Annotated in this window: 18 protein-coding genes; 4 read left to right on the top strand and 14 right to left on the bottom strand. The window is 57.3% G+C overall.

All coding sequences use genetic code 11. The features are described 5' to 3' along the window. Nucleotides 1-111: 111 nt before the first annotated feature. The 3 genes from GA0061098_RS27795 to GA0061098_RS27785 form a co-directional block, all read right to left on the bottom strand. Nucleotides 112-3,339 (bottom strand): nSTAND1 domain-containing NTPase, encoded by a 3,228-nt coding sequence (locus GA0061098_RS27795; protein WP_129590969.1) that lies wholly within the window; start codon nt 3,337-3,339, stop codon nt 112-114. Nucleotides 3,340-3,713: 374 nt separating this feature from the next. Then, nucleotides 3,714-4,340 (bottom strand): YiiX/YebB-like N1pC/P60 family cysteine hydrolase, encoded by a 627-nt coding sequence (locus tag GA0061098_RS27790; RefSeq protein ID WP_165637644.1) that lies wholly within the window; start codon nt 4,338-4,340, stop codon nt 3,714-3,716. Between the two features lie 54 nt (nt 4,341-4,394). Then, nucleotides 4,395-4,691 (bottom strand): hypothetical protein, encoded by a 297-nt coding sequence (locus tag GA0061098_RS27785; RefSeq protein ID WP_129590968.1) that lies wholly within the window; start codon nt 4,689-4,691, stop codon nt 4,395-4,397. 255 nt (nt 4,692-4,946) lie between these two features. On the opposite strand from GA0061098_RS27785, the gene GA0061098_RS27780 reads away from it, so the two are divergent. Beyond that, on the top strand, nt 4,947-5,984 hold the full coding sequence (locus GA0061098_RS27780; protein WP_129590967.1) for a hypothetical protein: 1,038 nt from the start codon (nt 4,947-4,949) through the stop codon (nt 5,982-5,984). Between the two features lie 190 nt (nt 5,985-6,174). Continuing rightward, a complete protein-coding gene (locus tag GA0061098_RS27775; protein WP_091964103.1) occupies nt 6,175-8,463 on the top strand; it encodes a patatin-like phospholipase family protein in 2,289 nt (762 codons plus the stop codon). Between the two features lie 73 nt (nt 8,464-8,536). On the opposite strand, the gene GA0061098_RS27770 is transcribed toward GA0061098_RS27775, so the two are convergent. The 4 genes from GA0061098_RS27770 to GA0061098_RS46325 form a co-directional block, all read right to left on the bottom strand. Continuing rightward, nucleotides 8,537-10,000, bottom strand: coding sequence for a hypothetical protein (locus tag GA0061098_RS27770; RefSeq protein WP_129590966.1), 1,464 nt, complete (start codon nt 9,998-10,000; stop codon nt 8,537-8,539). Between the two features lie 206 nt (nt 10,001-10,206). Beyond that, nucleotides 10,207-10,881, bottom strand: a complete 675-nt coding sequence (locus GA0061098_RS27765) for a hypothetical protein (RefSeq protein ID WP_091964097.1) — start codon at nt 10,879-10,881, stop codon at nt 10,207-10,209. A 15-nt stretch (nt 10,882-10,896) separates the two neighbouring features. Next, on the bottom strand, nt 10,897-11,244 hold the full coding sequence (locus GA0061098_RS27760; RefSeq protein ID WP_091964094.1) for a hypothetical protein: 348 nt from the start codon (nt 11,242-11,244) through the stop codon (nt 10,897-10,899). 423 nt (nt 11,245-11,667) lie between these two features. Then, nucleotides 11,668-12,039, bottom strand: coding sequence for a recombinase family protein (locus tag GA0061098_RS46325; RefSeq protein ID WP_245323663.1), 372 nt, complete (start codon nt 12,037-12,039; stop codon nt 11,668-11,670). 526 nt (nt 12,040-12,565) lie between these two features. Here GA0061098_RS46325 and GA0061098_RS27750 point away from each other — a divergent pair. Continuing rightward, nucleotides 12,566-13,093 (top strand): GNAT family N-acetyltransferase, encoded by a 528-nt coding sequence (locus GA0061098_RS27750; protein WP_165637643.1) that lies wholly within the window; start codon nt 12,566-12,568, stop codon nt 13,091-13,093. A gap of 97 nt (nt 13,094-13,190) precedes the next feature. On the opposite strand, the gene GA0061098_RS27745 is transcribed toward GA0061098_RS27750, so the two are convergent. The 5 genes from GA0061098_RS27745 to GA0061098_RS27725 form a co-directional block, all read right to left on the bottom strand. After that, entirely contained in the window at nt 13,191-14,084 is an 894-nt protein-coding gene (locus GA0061098_RS27745) for a Vgb family protein (RefSeq protein WP_129590965.1), read from the bottom strand. Nucleotides 14,085-14,190: 106 nt separating this feature from the next. Beyond that, on the bottom strand, nt 14,191-14,847 hold the full coding sequence (locus GA0061098_RS27740) for a hypothetical protein (protein WP_129590964.1): 657 nt from the start codon (nt 14,845-14,847) through the stop codon (nt 14,191-14,193). 56 nt (nt 14,848-14,903) lie between these two features. Next, complete coding sequence (locus tag GA0061098_RS27735; protein ID WP_208610688.1) at nt 14,904-15,680, bottom strand: MBL fold metallo-hydrolase; 777 nt, start codon at nt 15,678-15,680, stop codon at nt 14,904-14,906. A 74-nt stretch (nt 15,681-15,754) separates the two neighbouring features. Beyond that, the gene (locus tag GA0061098_RS27730; RefSeq protein ID WP_091964082.1) at nt 15,755-17,575 is read right to left on the bottom strand and encodes a Dyp-type peroxidase; all 1,821 of its coding nucleotides are present in this window, start codon (nt 17,573-17,575) and stop codon (nt 15,755-15,757) included. A gap of 6 nt (nt 17,576-17,581) precedes the next feature. Then, nucleotides 17,582-18,676: a hypothetical protein gene (locus tag GA0061098_RS27725; RefSeq protein ID WP_091964079.1), complete on the bottom strand. Its 1,095-nt coding sequence runs from the start codon at nt 18,674-18,676 to the stop codon at nt 17,582-17,584. Nucleotides 18,677-18,896: 220 nt separating this feature from the next. Between GA0061098_RS27725 and GA0061098_RS27720 the strand changes: the two genes are divergently transcribed. Beyond that, complete coding sequence (locus GA0061098_RS27720; RefSeq protein WP_091964077.1) at nt 18,897-19,205, top strand: hypothetical protein; 309 nt, start codon at nt 18,897-18,899, stop codon at nt 19,203-19,205. An 81-nt stretch (nt 19,206-19,286) separates the two neighbouring features. On the opposite strand, the gene GA0061098_RS27715 is transcribed toward GA0061098_RS27720, so the two are convergent. Continuing rightward, nucleotides 19,287-19,493 (bottom strand): hypothetical protein, encoded by a 207-nt coding sequence (locus GA0061098_RS27715; RefSeq protein WP_347337545.1) that lies wholly within the window; start codon nt 19,491-19,493, stop codon nt 19,287-19,289. Between the two features lie 121 nt (nt 19,494-19,614). Continuing rightward, complete coding sequence (locus tag GA0061098_RS27710) at nt 19,615-19,788, bottom strand: hypothetical protein (protein ID WP_245323655.1); 174 nt, start codon at nt 19,786-19,788, stop codon at nt 19,615-19,617. Between the last annotated feature and the right edge of the window lie 73 nt (nt 19,789-19,861).

Below are 19,861 nucleotides of genomic sequence, written 5' to 3'. Positions count from 1 at the left end.
CCTGCGCGCGCGGTCGATGGGAGGTGGATGAAATCGGATCTGGCGAAAGCTCCTGTTGAAGTCGTGCAGCCTGAACTGTGCCAGCAGCTCACATTCGTCGTCCCACAGCCATCACTTCTTGCTCTCTTTGGGCGGATTTAACGTCAGAAAGAGCGGATAGGTCTGAGAAACCTCGGTGAGGACGATTGCGGATAATAGGGCCGGAACCGTTGAACCCCCGGCGCTCTCGGCGATTTCTCGGGCTCGCTTCAGATCACCCAGTTTGACCATGCGCTCAGTAATGCTTGTCATGCGGCTGTAGTAGGTTTCCGAACGAAGGCGTTCCGTCTCCAACAGAGCTTTTTCGAGGACGTCTTTTGCCTTCGCGATTTCCCCAACTTTAGCAAGCTCACCGGAGAGGTCGATGAGTGGCTCAATGCGTATGCTTGAATCGAAACTGTTCACCTGATCAAGCGCTAACATTAAAAGGGTTGGATCTCGGAAAGCCGATCCAACCGCTTGCATCGCGCCAGAAATATACAAGAATTCGGGTTGCCATCCGTGGCCTTGATAGTTCACGTTTATGTATTTTATCGAGTCGGTCAGAAGGCGCTGGGCCATCTTAGTATCGCCAGCGCCGATAGCAATTTTCCATCGTTCCCAAGGACGCTCCTTCCAGCGTACTCGGCCAGCTAGTTCCTGCGCCCGCTCTAACAGTCGCGCATTTTTCTTGATGTTGGCGGATATCGCCATCATCACGGCGATGTCCTGAAGTGCTTCCCCTCGCGTTTCCTTATCACCGATTTGTTCGGCATAATCTTGGGACCCCGTAATCAGGACATCATCGCCAACTGCGAGGCCATAGCTGGCAATCGCTTTGGCGACCTGGTGCATCGCGTCGTCCCGGTCCTCATCAGACAGCTTGGCAGCTTTGGCCTTAGCATTCTCCAGCATCGCTTGATCTTTTGCCGCAAGCCCAAGCTGTGTCAGCAGAAGAATGATCTGCCCGAGCGCCTCCGAACGCTCTTTTGGCTTCAACGACGAAGCCATAGTCCAGTCTCGTATCAACAGATCATTAGCTAACTTTGTCTTCTCAGCCTTCGCTGCATCTTGAGCCATTGCTCTCAACGCCGCAGAAGCTTCTGTGTAGCGAAGCGGGGCGATCAGCTTTTGTCCCTCCGCAAGCAGATCCGTATCGTTGCTTGAGAGGCCCAGTTTGAATATCGCGCGAGCGACCTGCCACGGCACCTCCGTCGGCCCATCCGCGAACGATTTGGCACGTTGCAGAAGTGCTTTGTCTCCCGTCACAACAACGGCATGCGCTAAAGCGATCGAAAAATCTTTCCGCCAATCGCCTTCGTTGAGACTGTCGGCAAGCGTTAGAGCTTGATCGGAATAACTCTTCTTGCCCGTTGCCGTTGCGGCCATTTGCATGGAGATGGCTATCTTGCTCAAGGTGGCAGTGCGAATCTCGTCGTCCTCAATACCCCTGGCTATCCCTAAGCCAGTTTGAATAAGGGACTCATTACCGCTAGCTAGTCCAGCATTTGCTGAAGTCGTTGCGGTGTCACTAAGAGCGTTGGGTAGGTCGTCGGGATCATCAGCGTCGACTTTGCCCGCCACCTCCTGCGCGGCGGAGCTATAACCCCCTGCGGCCAACGCAACAGCCGAGTTTGACGTGGGATAGATCCTAGCTAACCGGCTTAGCTCCCATCGCAAATAGCTGCGCTGAACAGGATTAAGGGTCCATGCTCCATAGCCCACGACCGCGACAAGTAGCACAGCCGCTAACATCGCCCCACGAAACCGCCAGCGGACTCGTGACCGGCGCAAAAACTCCTCTTTGTCCTGCCGATTTTCTCCCCAGATGAGATATGGCCGCTGGCGTTCGACCCTTACGTCTTCAAAGAACGTCAGAAGGAAGCGAGACTTACGGTTGTTGCCGACCCAGGCGCGCGTGCGTCTCTCTAGGAGATCATTGGCTCGACTTGCGTCATCGAATAATGTTCCGGCCAATTTTCGAATCGCGGGAATGAGCCGCTCATGCGCGAGCTGATACCCCGCAGTGCCGCTGCTTCGTTGTCCCGCGGCCACGACCAACCGGACATTTCTGCTCTTGAGCCATCGCAGCGCATCATGCACGCGATTGGGTGTGACATCTCCGCCCAACCGCTCTGCTATCTTATCCGCCGAAAGTATTCCAGCGCGGCGGTTGCGATCGAAGTCGCAGAGCGCGGCGAGGACACGTACGACGATACCCTCCAATCCTTGATATCTTGCTGCTTCGACCTGCGATCCAAGCCACTCTTCCAAGACGCCATCAATACCGCCTTGCTGCGTGCTGAATCCTTCTTCCGTAAACTGTCGGCGACCAGTTGCGAGGACAAGAACCACGATTCCGAGGTTGACTGGAGAGACAAGCCCGTCCTCCGCGTCCAGGAATTCCTTGTCGACGATCTTGGCGGCGAAAACAGGATCGAAGTCGATGCCAGCTTTTTGGCAAAGGATCTTTAAGACTTCTACAGCTTGCGCGGGCGAGAATTTTGATAGCTTGAAATAGTTTTGATTGCTCAGCTGATAGTTGACCGTCTCCTGTATTTCCAGCATTTGCCACGCATCCTCTGCTCGGATCGCGATCAGGATGCGGACGCCCGAGTCTCGGCGGTACCATGCATTAATAGCTTCGACGAGCGGCCGACGATCATCCGCCGTGGCTTGATGCAGGAAAAACTGCTCGAACTGATCCAGTAGCAAAAATCCTGAGGGAGCTGTCTGGCCCTGCGACGCGAACCCGCGCTTGATTGAGATCATCGGATCCTCGTCGGACAGCTCAACATAGGTTGCGGCCATCTTGTTTTCTTCCATGTATGGAAGAAGCCCGGCGCGCAGGAAGGACGTCTTGCCGGTGCCCGATGCCCCGACAAGAATTCCGAAGCGATAATCTGGATCACGAAGGGACGCGATGATGCGCTGCAGCTCTATAGCGCGTCCCAGCTGCGCGAATAGCTCGCCATTTTCCTTGTTGAAGGGAAGCAGGCCGCGCACCACTCCGTCGTTCACTATAGGTGAAGGAGGAAGTTCGCGTGGCGGAATGGTTCGCACACCAACGATGAAGCAGAGAGCGAACAGCAGTACATTCGCAATCGCCCAAGCCAAGGTGTACCAAGACGGAAGTGTCTCAATAAGGAGCGAAGCGACTTGGCCCGCAACCTTCGGGTTCCCTAGCAGGACGCATAGAACAAACAGAAGAATTAGCCGGCGAAACCAAGTACCCCGCCAAACATCTCGAATGAGCCACACGAACGACGCTTCGGTCTTCCCAACCGTCCCCGAAATGTCATTTAGATTGATTGCACCCACATGCCTCTCCGCAACTGTTCCGAGACGGCTCGAAGTCCGGGATCGCATTTCCTTTTCGCTTGCTGCACTTTCGTGTCTTGTGCGGGTAGGGGACGTTGCTTCTCCCTCTCCGGCGCCAGGTTCAAGACCAATTTAATGGGACGCCCAGCTCCATCGAGTTTACAAACTTTATGCCTGCACGCAACAATTGCATCGATACGTCGAGGTGCGGCGCCTCGCGCCCGCGAGCAGTGCAACACTTGATCTTCTTGAGCACCGCAAATCCACGAGCTAGGGCAGTCGCGAGAAACAGTCGCGCGCGGACTAGGCTTAGGTCCGTCCGGCGGAAATCGAGCTAGTAGGAAAATGCCGAGAATGGTCGCTTGTTGAAGCCGCTAGTCCAGTGCCAGCCAGCCTATATGGGGAGATGCATTTTCGAAATCCGGGCTGGCGCTGAGATGAGCCGGTGTGCAGAGCGTACCCATCCGGACCGTCGTGCCAGAAAATGAGAAGTTGAACGCGTCCTGGTAGAGGGTTGAGCAAACCAGCGCTCCAGTCCGGATCCTTTGGCGCTGCCCATTTTGCCAGAAGCCCCGACCTGATTGGGCTGCGCTCATGAAGCTCAGCAGCTCGAACCAGCTGTAGCTCTTTCCCATGTGGTTGAGGGCACCGATAACGATCTTGATTCGTTGCCTATCCGAGCTGACTTTCGGTCTGCGAACGCGGATCGCATGCTTCCCGTCACAATAGTTAAAAAGCGAGCGCATGACGACTCCGCCCCTCGTCAAGCTCTCTTTGAACGTGGACTCGCAGATATACTCGCCGTCGCCGAGGTACACTGCCGCATGTGTCCATTGAGCGTGTCGCTGCGGAAATCCGCCTTTCAGCTGCGCGTTCTCGATGCTCTTCGAGACTCTATCTGGGGAGATGCTGCGCACGAGAACCAGATCGCCCGGAAGCAAATTCTTGGTCTCGATGATTCGACCCCATTCGCGAGCTGCTGCGGGAAGCTCCTGCTCCACAGCGACTGAGCCCTCGGACCCTTGGTCCGGAGTCAACCCGCCACTCATGGTGGCTTAGAACACGAACGACGATAGTCCGCGTCTCGGTTGCGCTTCCGCTAGGTCTAGGACGACCTGGGTCTCGTCGCGCGAGTTCTGCACGGTCACGGTCGTGCCGACCTTCAAACCCAAGGCTCGGAACGGTTCGCCTCGGTATCTCCGGGTCTTACCGTCCTTCTCTCGGATCAGGAGGGTGTTCAACTTCACGGCGAACACACGATCCGACGCTTCAACATAGAAGAGCCGGCCCGGCACGACGCGGGCAACTCGGCCCTTGAGCTTAAAATCGTGTTCGAGAGCGGCGGTAGCCATCGGCAACTCCAGCCTAAAAAGTGCTTCGCGCTTGCGGCAGAAATGGCACGAAAATGAGACGCTCAATTGACATACCACTACCTTCAAGCTAGGGCAACTACCTCAACGCGAAGTTAAGGTTTTGGTTTCGAATTAAGCGAGTAAGCCATAGTGCAACGCTTCAGGGGGCTTCCAGCGAGCGATCAAATCCGAGCCATTGATAGCTTCGCTCAGGCGTCTCGGGTAGGGCCGCCACGAGAGTGGTTAAGGCGCGGATTGGCCGAGATCCTCAAAACTTACGGCGAGGACGCGCAGGGCCGCAAGCGAACTGGTAGCCTGCTCCGGGACATCCACAATGTGCTCCAATGGTGCTGCAAATCTGGTGTAGCCCGGCCTGCAATCAACCAGTCGACGTTCTCACGTTTCCTTGACGGACGAACCACCTCCTCCAGCCGTTTGCCGCTGGGGCACCTCACGCTGTTTCTCCTAGCTGCGCAGAGCGGGCCCGTTGCTTCGCAGGTGCAACAGAAAATCACACGTCATTTGGCTGCTCATCCGGCGCAAGTAGACTTCTTTTCGCGATTACTCGATCGAGAGCAGACGTCTCTCCCGTCACGCGAAGGAGCACACTCTCTTGCTCCCGAGCTGCGCATTTTCGACGCACTTCTGGGTCACTCGGCGGAAAGCCGCCAACTTCTGGCTCACGACTTTTTACGCAGTCCCGCACCGTGGCCTCGAGAGGACGAAGCCTATTACGCCGTTTATAGGCATTCGACGGATAACGGGGCGATCGTGAAAACGTTCTTGGTTGTCCAGACGCCGCATTGGTCGGGGACGCGAAATTGGGGCTTTCACCACTTTCTTCAAGGTGGGCCGAAGTTTCACGGTGAGATATCGCGGATCAGCGAAGGTGTCGTTTTCGCATTTCCGCCGTCCTATCTCCTTCTCGGATTCAGCTACAACATTGACGTGCTGCATTTCCGTACGCTCTCACCAGCGGACAGAGAACCTTTCAGGCGCGATATCCGCGGTCTCGAACTGATTGCCATCGAGGAAGCCGATGTGAAAAATGCGAAGCGCCTCTTCTCGGGTGTGATGCAAACGCAGGCCGCGTCGGGACAGCCCGTCGTCGCAAGAGCCGCTTTTCTTTATTTAGGGTCGTCTTCGGCCAATTCGAGGCAACTCACCCATCTTGCCGTAAAACCCACAGAGATCCACGACCGAGACCTGGAAGACGACGTGGCGGAATTGGTGCGTAGCCTCCGGAAGGACGGTCCGCTTTCCAGGTTCTCTTCTGGACCTGCCTGGCGCTGAAGCATCCTCTAAGCACAAGCAGGTCAAAACCATCGCGGCAAGGATACGGATGATGATCGACAACCTGCCTGCTTGGGAGACATCTGGCAGAAACCGCGATCGATCTCGTCGGGCGCGCGCGCGCGGTGCGATAGAGACCTATTCTCGTCAGGGCAGGCCGCGTCCCTAGGCAGTACATGGAGCGGGGGATATGATTTCGATAACACAGTTGGCGAAGGAAATGGCCGGAATCAACGCCAGACGCGGCGCAACCGGTCTTCCATTGCTTGACATGCCTTCCGAAGGTGGCTTGGCGAACGGCGCGAGCGGGCTCGCTCTTTCCGGCGGCGGCATAAGATCCGCGGCGACATGCTTGGGAGCCGTACAGGCGCTCCAGGCGTCCGGTAAGCTAAAGCATCTTGACTATCTCTCCACGGTGTCGGGCGGTGGCTATCTCGGGTGCTGTTTAGCGGCCAACATGAGCGAGGAACGCGGTTTTCCGTTCCTGAACGAGGCCAACGATCTGAACGACCTTCAGGATTCTGTAGCCGTAAGATACATCAGAGATCACACCAATTACCTCATGCCGGCCGGCTTCTCGGATTTCCTTGCTTCGCTGGGGGTGATCCTGAGGGGACTCGCAACTAGCGCCGTGCTGGTTATGGGCCCGCTGCTTGTTCTCGCAGGATTAACAGCGTGCGTGCTGAAAAATGCCCCAGCGGCAGCTGCCGTGGGCTTCGGGTTAACTTTCGCCATGATCGTTGTTTTCGCAGGATACCTGCTGGCTCTTGCGATCCACCGATCTCGACTGGAGGTGAGGGGGAAATCGGCCTACGAATTCCGGAGCGCCGCTTCGCATGTGACCGTTCTAGCTATTTGCGTGGTGGGCGTTGCACTTACGATCGAATTGCAGCCGCTCGCGATCGATGCCCTTCGGACTCCTTTGGAGCAGCAAGGACTATTAAGTTGGATGATTATAGGGGTCATAGGAGCTTCGAAATATCTGGCGCCGTTCGCGGGAGCAGTAGCTGCTTTCGGAAGTTGGTTCGTCGAGGTTGCGCGGGCGACCGAGCGGAGTCGCTCTAAGTCATCCATGCTGCGATCGATCGCCAGTCGTTCGGCGGTATGGATGGCGGCCGTTGTGGTCCCGTTGCTGCTTTGGAGGATTTATCTCATTCTCGCGAGCGCAGCGATACCCGATGGGGCGGGCTACTCGTTTGCAGTCGAAATGATACGTCCTTGCGGCGACTACCTGACGGTAATCTACCTCATAAGCGGAGCAATCCTGATCGGGTTGAGCTGGTTCTTCGAACCGAATGCCAATTCCCTTCATCGGCTTTATCGGGACCGTTTGGGAGACGCTTTCCTGTTCTTGGCGCCGACAGGAAACGAGGAGCAGGTAAATTCAGTTGATCGGATGAAGCTCAGTGCCATTAACGTCGTGAATTCACCCTATCTACTGATCAACACCGCATTGAACATACAGCGCTCCGAATACGCCAACAAACGTGGGCGGGATGCAGACTTTTTCATCTTCTCGCGGGATTTCATCGGCAGTCGTGCCACCGGGTATGTTCCGACCAAAACAATGGAAGAAGCCGTTCCGATCCTGGACCTGGCCACGGCAATGGCGGTGTCAGGAGCGGCGGCCTCCTCCAACATGGGGGCGAGCGCTCTCAAGCCGATGTCGTTCACTCTCGCTCTGCTCAATGTGCGACTAGGCTATTGGATGACAAACCCGAGCACGTTCGCGGACAAAAGGATCGACTTCGCCGGACGCGAGATCGGAAGTAGTCTTCGCCTCTATCTCAGGAGTGTATTCTATCTCTGGTCCGAAATGTTCTCCACTCTCGACGAAACCAACGACGCCGTCTATCTCACCGACGGCGGGCATATCGAGAACCTGGGAATCTACGAGTTGCTGCGCCGTCGGTGTCGTTTGATCGTGGCGGTCGATGCCGAGGCCGATCCGGAGCTGCGCTTTCCTTCACTGATGGCCTTGCAGCGCTACGCGAGACTGGACTTGGGAGTACGGATCGAATTGCCGTGGCAGAGTATCCGCGAACGCTATCTCACCTGCTGCAGGGATCTCTCGGAATCAGATGGGAAAGGAGGCTTAATCTCTGGCTCGAACGGATGCCATGCTGCGGTGGGTTCGATAATCTACCCTGAGGGACCTCCGGGCACGATCATCTATGTGAAATCTACGCTAACCGGCGACGAAAACGACATCGTTCTGGACTACAAGCGTAGATATCCGTCGTTCCCGCACGAAACCACGATGGATCAGTTCTTCGGGGAGGAGCAGTTCGAGGCGTACCGGGCACTTGGTTTTCACGCGATGCATCGGCTGCTTGAAGGCGACGACCGTTCGGCGGGTCTGGAGGATGGAATTGGCACCAAACAGGAAAGAGCGGCAAGAATCTCGGCGCTCTTTCAAGCGCCGGTTCCAGCAGCGCTTCCGTCACCAGAGACGACTGTGAAAACCTCGGCTCCATGATTTTGCGAGGCAAGCGTAGTGGCACTCTGCAAATCTTACACCGCTTTTGTATCTGATCCGGCGATACGCTCGGTCACGAGGATGCAGGCTTGTCTATGAGCGAGCGATAGAAATGCGCCAGCGGAAAGACCATTCTGGTCCGCTGCAGCAGATCGAGCAGGCCACATTCGGGTTTGAGGGCGGCCTGGTCTGGCAGCTTTGCCGCAGCCTCGCGAATCGCGTCAGTACAAGCAGCTAGCTTTTGCTCAAATATAGTTTCAAAACGCCCGTCGATTTCGATGAGATAGGGATGGCCCGCCAAAAGAGCGTTCAGTTCGAACAGTGTTTTTTCGTCCACTAGGGGTAAGCAGCTCTCATTGTCGACGGTCTTCCGCGAACCGTTTCCAGTATCTGGAAATCGACTGATCACTCTTTCAATATCCGCAAGGAAAAATGATACGCGGAGCGATTGAATGCATAGCTGTACCTTCGTCAGGTTTGAGCTTTCAGCTTCCACTCCTTCCAATTGTTCGAGATATGCATCAGCCGCTGACGGTTGACGCCTCAGCACATCGGTCAGCCACTCAAGAATCGGCGGCATCCCGCGCATATCGATGCTCATCCCTGCCAAATTCAGAATATCTCGCACCCCGCGGCTGTCCTTCGCATCCAAGATGTTTCGTATGATTATGGCATAGTATTTTCTTAGCTCGTGAAGCATTGTGCTCACTTGCTCGGCGACGCCGAGGTGGACAGTTTCCGTCTCGATCATCGTTGTTGCGCTTTTCTTGAGTAACTCCTGCGAGCGGAAGTGATACGTCTCTGGCGCCTCAAGCTGCTCTCGTATCTTGGCTATCTCTGGATTCTCCTTGAGGAATTCCTCGAAAGCGACTGACTCCTTTTCAGTGGAAAGTTGGGCAGATTGAGAAACGGCCTTTGGCGCAAGATAGAGGTCCCGCAATTTTCTAACGGTCCAACCCGCGCGATGAAAAATTTCCGGAAGATCGATAGGAAGCGTTTTTTCGGGGCGGCCCCTAAAGTTATCTGGGTCGCTTCGACTCATTAAGGTCATGACAAATTCGGAACAGAAAAAACTCCGACGATCTGGGGAGGATGCCTTGGAGCGAAGAAAGAGCCAGTTGTATCGTCTGCCCGAGAAATAACGGGCCGCCAGTGTCAGCTCAAGATTGTGCGATTGGCTCTTTCCGAGGGAGATATAGTTCGGGTCATCTTCATAGCTGTTCCTGACCAGATCACTCGCGGCCTTGACTTCTGAGAAAGTTGTCGGCACAGGACGGCGGTAAACGACCGAGTCCTCATAAGAAACATCCTCGAGCCATTCCTCGAGTGAACGGCTTGCGAGTGTCTTCAGAACGTCGGCATCCATGACGGTCCAAGGTCCGGTGCAGATCGCCGCATGACTATATGGCGAAGGGCGTAAGCGTCCTCGTGCAAGGGCCTGGGCAAGCCTAATGAAGAAATCGATGAAACCGTGTCCACGCGTTAGAATGATATCGCCTGGCAACAACATGTCCGGCATTGCAGGATGTTCGATCATATTGCGAACCCTCCTCACAGCCTCGTCTTAGATCAATTTGTTGGTCGATAAGCCCGACAGCGCCACGTGATATCGGCGTGCGCGACCGCCGTAAGATAAGTGCAATTTTGCTAATCGACCTCAGCGCATCGGCGGTATCAGATCGAATTTGCTCAACAACTTGAAGAAGGTTGTCGACTGTACGGTAGCAGACCACTCAAGCATACTCAGCCGATCTCGAGCCAGTCGAATTCAATGGTGCGCATATGCTCCTGATCGGCTGCCAAGAAAGCAGGGATACACAATCCATTGGTCAAATCTGTAATCGTCACTCTGGTAACCCAAGCATGTGCGGTCGAATAGAGACTGGAGCACACGTATCGATCTGCGGAGATCTTTCTCGTCTGATCGGTTACCAGGAAGTCTTTGCCGCCGACTAATCTTTCGGCGGCCAGCTTGACGATGAATTGCCAGTCGTAAGCCATTCCAATTCTTGTTGCTGCGGCCGTTGCGATCGCCCACCCTTTCTCCTTGTCTAAGGCCCATTTGGATCGGCGAAGCAAAATCTCGTGCTCGGTGAAGTAGTCCCAGATGTGGGACACCATGACGCTAAATATCCGCTGTGGAGGATCGATCTGTGCCTCGCACAACATCAAACCATCACCAAGATAGATAGCTACATGCGTCCACTTGGCGTAATCTGCGCCATATCCAGTTGTTTGGACTGCCTCAATCACCCTCGAGATCGGATCTGGAGTCTTCGACTTCACGAGGATGACATCGCCAGGATGCCATTTCTCGAAGTCCGGCCATTTTCCATTGGCTCGAACATGTTCGGGAATCGCCGTTCTAGGCGTAACTTTCCTCTTCGAAATATGTCCGCCGGCCAAAGTCGTGCTCATCGCCCCAATTCCTGATCACATCGCAGCTGCGGGTGGGTGAGTTGCCGTAGATGCAATGACGACGTGCGATACCAATCGTGTTTCGATGTCCCAGACGATTTCTGCCAATGGCGCGCCGACCACGACGCCGATGTCCTGCAGGTGCTCGCCGCTATAGTTCTGAATTACATCGGGCATGAAAACCAGACCGAACGGACCGCTCTCGTCGACTTCAGCAAACACCATAAGATCCGCCACTACTCGCGTCACGTGACCTGGTGTCTTCCGAATAGTAGCCGGCTTGTATACCGGATGTTGCATTATGACCGTCGTTTGGTGCGCCGGCGACATTTGCTGCCCGTGCGTCAGAGGCTTTTGTTGCATCCAAGTCTCCCTGTCGATCTCGCAGATTGTAGCCTATCATGCCTGCACGCGGGAGAGCGGCAATTTCTTAGTTGGGATGTGCTCCCCCATTGGGCGATGCGCGACGCGCGGTTCACGTCCAGGCCATCATCGTGGCCATCGACCAGTACGCCGAGGCGGCAACAGGAAACCTTTGCATATTGCGGCGGCCATTGATGCGAGTGAGCATGATCGCAGTCATGCGGTTTCCTCCTCTTTTTGTTGGTGAGTTTGCAAGGCACGCGAGACGGTCGAGGCATGACAGCCGAGCAGCGTGCCAATCACCCACAGTCCCCGCCCCTCGGTTTGCAGATCCCGCGCATGTGCGATCTGCTGTTCGTTGAGTTTGAACTTCGGCTCGAATTTCCGTCCTTGCACTTTTGCGCGGAGCCGCCCATCAGCGGTTCACGCAAGAATGAACGAGCGCTCCAACTGGGCGAACGCCGACAGCATCGTCAGCATCGGGGACGCCTGCGGCGTATTGGTGTTGGCCCATGGCTCGGTCAGGGACTCGAACGTGGCTCCGTTCGCCTCGATCTCGTGAACGATGTTGAGGAGGTCGCGCGATGACCGCGCCAGGCGGTCGATCCTGACCACGGCAAACACGTCACCATGGTCAAGCGCGGCGATGGCACGCGCCAGTTGTGGCCGATCAGCCCGCGCCCCACTGATCTTTTCACTGAAGACCTTGACGACGCCGGTAGCTTTAAGGGCGTCGACCTGCCCGACATGATCCTGCTCGGGGGTAGACACGCGGGCGTAGCCGTATTTCAACACTGCCAATGTGCAACAGACTTATGCAAAGGTCAAAGCCGTTGCGAAGACTGATGTCTACCAGTGTTGCACTTATTTTGATTTATGCAACGCCGGTCTTCACATGACCAGCGCGGCCAGGTCTTCGAAGCGACTGATTTCGTTTTACGTGATCGACCGTTAGATACTTCCGCGAATGTTGTACTTTTGCAGGTTTCTGCGCTTGGCGAACGATATTACAGTACTTCTGGTTGGAAGGGGCGATATTGCGGCGTACTCAAGGAAAAGCTTTTGCGGCATTATAGTCCAGATTTCCGAGCCATCTTTTACACGGCGCCTCACTACGTTCTCTGCGAGCCGGCAATTATAGAAACGACGCTCGGTGAGATCGACAACCCTACCGTCAGATCGCAATCTACTTTGTATCTGCCCCCTTCGCAGCGTGCTCCATTACATCTCTCAGCCATAAGGAAGATCGACTACCACTATCTACTGGATAGCGTTGATCTAACGCCTCTCGAACCTGAAACCAAGATGCAGGAGAAACATGATGCGGCAATTCAACGAGGGAGTTAAGCTTCGATATATTGAAGAATGTGATGCCGAACAGATCGCAAAATGGTTGTCAACGCCGAATGGATCAGGGACGTCACGTGCTCTTGCCGCTCACAAACTGAAGAGTGCTGAGCACTGGCGGGACGCAGCACGTTCAAAGTATAAGAAGATGATTCACCTTGTTTTGCGACCTGATGGAAGCGCAATTGGTATTTCATTTTTCCACAATATAGATGTGAAATCAAAGTCACTTCACCTTGGTCTCGCTGTTCTTGATGCGACAGCAAGAGGTAAAGGCTATGGCTTCTCAGCAAAGCTACTACAGTTGCATACGGTTTTTGATGAACTCAAAATGGAAACGGTAGTCGAGCGGCTGTCAGCGACGGAAGTTAAATTGGCCGACTATATGGTGCGCGAATTGGGGTGCAGGCGTCGAGGTTCTGTAGGCGATATGATCGAGCTTGAAATCGATAGAGCGAGTTGGGAGGAGAGCAAGGCGCGGCGACGAGCGTCTAAGCATTAGGCGTGCTCTGAGCGTTTCAGAGCGGTCCGCCATCGTGCGAAAATAGCCGAGACACGGTTGCGCATAATTTCCACCTGTCGCGGCGATACTTGGATCGTCACGGCAACGGCAGCGGCACGCGCCAGACCTCTTGCAGGAAGAAGCTGCACATCCATGCGGCGCCGTGGCCGATCCTGAGCGCGTCACCGCCCTTGCCGACATACTGGGCCACCACCTTGTTGGTGGCGGGATCGATCTGGGTTAGCGGAATATTGATCATGGTCACCCAGACGAAGCCTTCTCCGACCGAAATATCGCCGCCCTGGCCGGGCACGCCCGCGTCAATGGTGGCGACCACCTGGTTCGTCGCGATGTCGATGCGCGAAACCGTTCCGTCACCCTGATTGAGCACCCATACATCCGTGGTCGTGCAGGCCATGAAACGCGGCCCCGGGCCGACCGAGATTTCGACGACGACGTTCAATGCGCCTGGATCGACGCGCGACACCAGATTGCGCTCGGTCGACGAGACCCAGACCGCGCCTGCGCCCACCACGGGCACGAACGAGCCTTCGGCAAGCTTGACCGATCCGGCAATCCTGTTGAGCGCGGGATCAATCCGATGCAGGCTGCCGTGGCGGTCGGCAACCATCCAGACGGCTCCTTCACCCGCGGCAATTCCTCCTTCGCTGTCACCGACCGTCGTGGGGATGTGAAGTTCGAGCGCGGCGGATTGCTCGCTGACGCGATCAAGCCGCCTGTCCGTGCAACTCGGCGACCACACGGCACCGAAGCCGACGGCGAGGCCGGAGCAGGGACGTCGCCCGACCGGAACAGTCTTCGCGACGGCGTTGATGGCGGGATCAATTCGCGCCAGGCTGTTCGTGTCGGCGTTGGAGATCCAGACCGCGTCGGCGCCGATCGCGACCCAGTCCGGGCTGCCGGGAATGCTGATCTTCGCTGCGATCGGCAACTTGGCGATCGGACGCTGCACCGCTGCTAGGTTTGACATGGCAATGCGCCTTTCAAGATGGAATTTCCGATTCCTGCCGGAATTCGGCTCGGTCAAGCGAGCCGCAACCGGGGCGACGTGCGTATATCGTCAGTACCGATGGGCTCTAGGGCGCGAGATCGCCTGTCTCCAGGTAGAATTCGCGCCGTACCGTCAGCACGGCGCTCCCGGCCGACGGAGCGTCAAGCTGCGTTGCGTTGACCTGATCGCCTTCGCGGAGCGGCGCGTTAATCGCGCGGTCGATGCCGTCGATCTTGAGCGCAACCCCGACACCCCGCGAGTCCGTCAGCCAGTCGGCACGCGGTGCCGCGATCTCGACGGCCGTGATCTGATCGAAGTCAGGCGGCCTCGTGATCACGTGCGCTAGAAATGGTTCGGACGGACTGCCGAAGATGACGTAGCGACGTTCGGTCAGCGGTGGATCCGATGCGATCAGCCGGCGGCTGTACAGTATGCGCTCGACCCTGGCCTCGACGTCATCGCCGGTGATGGCAATTCCCCCGCGCTCGAAATGGCCGCGAAAGATGGCTCCGACCATGGTTGGCGACGCCGGATTAGGTTTCAGGAGATCGGACAGAACGAATGGCTTGGGCACCCACGTATAGATCGGGGCCAGCGTCGCGTGACGATCGTCGACGTATTTTTGTCGAGGGTCAAAGCCGGGCGCCGACAAGCTGGTCTCGATGATGATTTGATAATCGTGCGGAGCATGAAACATCGGCAGATGTGACATCAGCACGCGGACCTCGCCCACGATCAGCATGCCGTGAACGGCAGGCTGTTCGGCATTCGGCTCGTGATGGTGCTCATGCGGCATCGTCATTGCGGATCATCGATGATGAAATCGTCATGAACGTCCTGGTGCGGATTGCCGGCCATGGCCACGCACGCCTTGTGCAGCTCCTGGATATGCACCGCCGTGAGCGGCAGCACGTGCCCCTGCGGCTGGAACGTCGTCCCGATCGGGTAAAGCTGCTGCGGCACGTTCTTCATCTCGACATGAGCACCGAGCACGGCGGAAATCTCGTGCTTATCCCCGAACTGTGCCAGCCGCGCGGCGCTCGCACGATAGGCATTCCAGTCGGCGATCGTCAGCAGACCCGGGTACAGCGTGTCGCCGGTCAGCAGCCATTTGTTGCGCGGATCATATACGGCGATGTGTGCGGCCTCGTGACCGGGAATCGGGAACACCGTCAGGCGCCGGTTGCCCAGGTCGAGCGTGGCTTCGCCATCCGGCCAGTTCGGCAATCCGAAGAAGCTCTTCACACCAGCCAGCACCGTGGTGACGACGGTGGTCCGCGGACGCCCGCTGAACTCGCCGTCCCATGCTGCATGGTCGTTATGGCTGTGGGTATGGGCGACAATCAGGTCGACGTCGACCCCACCGCCGAGCTTGCGCTGCGCGACGATGGCGTCAACCGTCTGGAGCACAGGAAGCGTTTTGCCGTGATTGAATGGGGTGACCGGGTTCGGCGGCCCACCTGTGTCGAGCATGATGGCCTTGTTGTCGCCGAACAGCAAATAGATGAAGTTGCCCTCGTAGCTGAAGCACTTGCTGACGCGCAAAACGAAGGTATCGGCGTCGTATTGGTACACTTGAATGAGCGGATCGGTGGAGTGCGTGCAATCGGCAGCTCCATGGATCCAGGTGACGTCCGCGAGCGGTAATGTCATGTCCGGGTCCTCGTGCCTGTCTTGCCTCGCCGGCCCGTTTTGCGTTTTTTCGGCGCGGCGCGCTTTGCACCCTTGCGGGCCTTCGCCGGTTTTTTGGCCGCCGTCTTCGCTGCCGTCGTTTTCTTCGTCGGCTTTTTCTTCGGTGGTTTCGGAGCCGGTGCGGCTGGCTCGGGCGCAGGGACAGGCGGGGCTGGAGCCGGCCCGGCTGCGGCCACCGCCGGCAATGGCGGTGTTGCTTCCGACAACGCGCCGGTCAAAGCCGAGATCGAGGGCGTGAAGAAGTAGCCGCCCCCGGTCATGAGCACCCAGGGATTCTGCGGCAACGTTAGTTGCTGGTCATGGTCGACGTTGCCGTCGATCGGCACGCGCACGAAGCGGCCGGCCGCGTTCTGGCCGATCAGCGGGTCATGACCGCTCGGCGGATTGCCGACATGCGGAGAGTTCGCTTGGTTGGCCCACGTTTGGGTCACAAAATCGAATTGATCGGTAATGGCCGCCTGATAAGCCATGAACAACAGGCCGCGGTCGACGCCATCATCATCGAATAGCTTCGTTCGATCTTTGGGCGGTCCGTACGGAATGCCGCGGCGTAGCATCAGCCGACGTGGGGTATCGCCCGCTCCGCTAGGATTGGCCGGATCGTCGCGCGGATTCACCTTTCGGATATGGCCCACGAACGGGCAGATTCTGCCGTCGGGATCAGGCAGCGGCGCGGGAAACCGGCTGGAGGCCGTCGTGCCGTCCTTCAGCTTCACCACGGGAGTCGGATTCGTGAAGGCAAAATTGTTGTTGCTCAGATCGTCATCGGCCAGATCGTCGTCGTCGGCAGTCGGCGCCCGCATGAGCGGTGCGCCCGACGGCCAGCGGCCGACCAGCTGCGACGCAAAAAACTCCTTCGTTATCGGTTTACCCGATTGAGCAGCGAGCGCGGTTGCACTGGTCTGACAAAATTTCCAGAACTCGTGCACGAACTGCTGCAGCCGGCGATAGACGAGATACGATCCGTTTCTTTGCCACGGCAGTTTGAACTGCGCGCGTTGTCGTGGCTTGAGCGGATCCCTCGGATCCTCGCGGTTGTATCCGATCAGAAATTGACCCGGCCACACCAGCCGCCGGCCAGGCTCGGCGAATAGATCGAATTGGGGATCGCTCGGCGCCAATCGTCGCGCATCGAAGAAATCGGTGGGGTCTGACGATCTCAACCCTCGGATCGCCGGCTGCGAAACACCGTCTTTGAACCCGAACTGCTCGTGACCGGTGAGCGGTGGCGGCAGCGTCGCGCCGGGCTGCGCAGGTCCCGACATGCGCAATGCCGGAACCCCACCACCGCCGGATTCGCCGATTTCCTTGACTAGGCGCGTCATCTCCGCATCGAGGTCGCTCTGCTTGTCCGCCGCCAGCACGATCAGGATGTGAGGCACGGACTGCGCGGTTCCTCCGAACTTCCAGTTCGCGGGGGAGGGATCCTGCAGGACGTCGTTGAACATGCCCGCAACGAACTTGTCTTCGAAACTGTTCGCGACATCATCGTTGGGGCGCAGCATCGCGAGGCCGGCGGAGGAAAAGCTGATGCTCTTCCACACGATGGTTGGCAAGCCGGATTCGCTTCCGCGTCGCGCGCGCATCGCCTTGTACAAGCGGTTGAAGCGCAACACATCGGTGGCGCGGGCCACCTCATTGGCCTGCGCCTTCAACCAAGCCTTGCAGCCGGTGACGTCTTCGATCGACAGCCCGACAATGAGGCTGTGGTCCTTCTTGAAGCCGGGAATGATCCCGCCCTGGATATCATCCAGCTCCAGCACCTCGTCGGCGACCATGACGGATCAGCTCCTGCGCGAGGAACGACTAACCATCGAGGAGGGGCCGAACCCAACTGCATGCGCCGCGAGTACGGGACCGGGACACGGGAAGCTCGGGTTGTGAAAGACTCCGGGCTTGCCGACGATGCCAGTCAATTTGACCATCATCCCCGGGCCTGCCTTCACGATCTGGCCGCCAAACTCGATCTTCTTGCCGCCGATCTCGAGATCTCCGACAGCCGGCTGTCCTGCCGGCGCTGCGAATACGGCACGCACGATATGATCCTGGTCGCCGCGCGCCAGTGTCCAGTAGTCCGGACCGACCACGCCGCCATCCGGCTTTTTGATGCCGAGGTCGTTGGTGGGATGTGGGAGCCCGTCGATGTAGAGGCCGACCGGATCCTGGAGCGTGAGCGAGCAGCCCTGCCGCGCCACGCCATTCACGACTTCGCCAATGTGCGGGTCGCTATGCCGGTCGGGATCGCCGAAGCGGGAGCAGTTGATCAACTCGCCGGGGTCCGTGACTGGATCGTGGCCGCCGTGCTGGCGGATAATCGTGGCTTGCGCTGCGATGTTGATCTCCGCAGTGAGCGTATTGTTTGGCTGGATCAGGTGGACCGCGTGCGCCATGTTGAACTTGTTGCGAGGCTGATAGGCTCCGCCTGCTGTGAAAAGCTCCGATTGTGGGACCGGTTGCCCAACGATGTCTGAGTAGAGCTTGGTCAGCAACGCCTTGTCGCTGGCCACATGACTCCAATATTCGGGGCCCTCGCAGGTGAACATTATCTTGGTGATCTTGCCGCCTTGTTTGATCACGGCCCATTCGAGATATTCGTCCTGGTTGTTCCGCATTTCCGCCTGGCGATACATCTCCTGTGGATTGTCGCCGTATTGGAGCTCGATGATTTGCGGAAAGCCCTGCCAGTTGATTGGCGCCGGGTTGCCTGACACGTCGAGCTTGGACGGGTTATAGAATTGCGGTTGCAGGCCGTGATTGGTCGTGAGCCTTACAACTTCCGTGTCTATGAACCCGGAGATCTTCGTCGACCAGCTCGCGGCCATCGGCGCGCTCAGATCCTTCAGATTGCCGGGCGCGGAAAATTGCGGAATCTTGGCCATTATCGAATACTCCCAAAAAGTGCATTACTAAAATATGCCAACTTTAAGCAGAGCTGCGTCGGACTGCAAGAGAGAACCGCACGCTGCGCGATCCCAAGTTCGGAGTTTGACGAAAGGGTTGCGGTGCAGGGTAGGCGATGAACGCAGCGGGCTTCCCGCGGCTGCGCTTGAATTCGCGCCTCGCAGGCAGCACTGTGAACCGAGCATCGTGACTGGGCGCATGACGCTTGCGGCGCAAAATAATCGCCTGTTCAGCTGCACAACCGAGTTCGACGGTTATCCCTCAACACAACTGACCGCCGAGAACCTTCCGGCGTTGGTCGAGTGCGTCCTGACCTTGGAGTCCTACAGGACGGGACCCACCGCGCCGTATCCGAAAGTGCCATTTACGGAGTTCAGTGCGATATCTGTTGGTTCCGATGCCGTCGCAGCTAAAGTCCGTTGGGCGGCGAGTGGAGGAGCGGTGATTAAGAAGGATGGGGGCACCGACGCGTGCGTCGATGTCGCCTATCCGGTGACGGGGACGTGACGATCGCGAGGCTGAACCCCGCGGGAATTGGATGAGGCCTTCCTGCGAGTGGCGGAGTTTGCCGCTGTCTAGGCCGGTTCTTCAGAGCCGCCAAAACCGATACAGACGTTCAGAACGGTGCCAAGTCAGCTTCAATCCGCCGACGGGAAAAGGGCAGGTATCGCTGATCGAGTCCAGCACCTTGGCGAACGCGGCAGCAGCCATTTCGATGAACATGCCGGCCGGCGGATCCGTCCGAGCGATCTGGAATGCGCTCCCGCGGGCATGCGGATCGGCGCGGTTCTGCATCCAGCCGCGCTGCTAGCATTCGCGAATGGCGCCGGCGACGCTGAGCACTGAAATCGCCCAGCTACGTCACGACACGTGGTCGAGCAGCCCGAACATGGGGGAAGCGCAACGCGGGTGCTTCTCAGCGCTTCTGCGTCTTATAGGCGCTGTCTTGATGAACTGACACAACGCCCTTCACTTTACGGAGTTCGTCAAGGCCATCCGGGTTGACGCTACCGTTGACAATCATGAACCGCTTATGGCTTTCGACATCGTCGAGCCCGCTGACCTTGAGGGCGTCGACGATCTCGTCCATTCGATTCTGCTCCGACTTCTCTATTCGGATCGTGACGTCAACTTTTTCGACCATGCATACATCGCCTAGATTT

Source organism: Bradyrhizobium shewense, from assembly GCF_900094605.1.
Classification (GTDB): domain Bacteria; phylum Pseudomonadota; class Alphaproteobacteria; order Rhizobiales; family Xanthobacteraceae; genus Bradyrhizobium; species Bradyrhizobium shewense.
The sequence above is the reverse complement of the archived record's forward strand: the minus strand, read 5'-3'. Positions and strand labels throughout refer to the sequence as shown.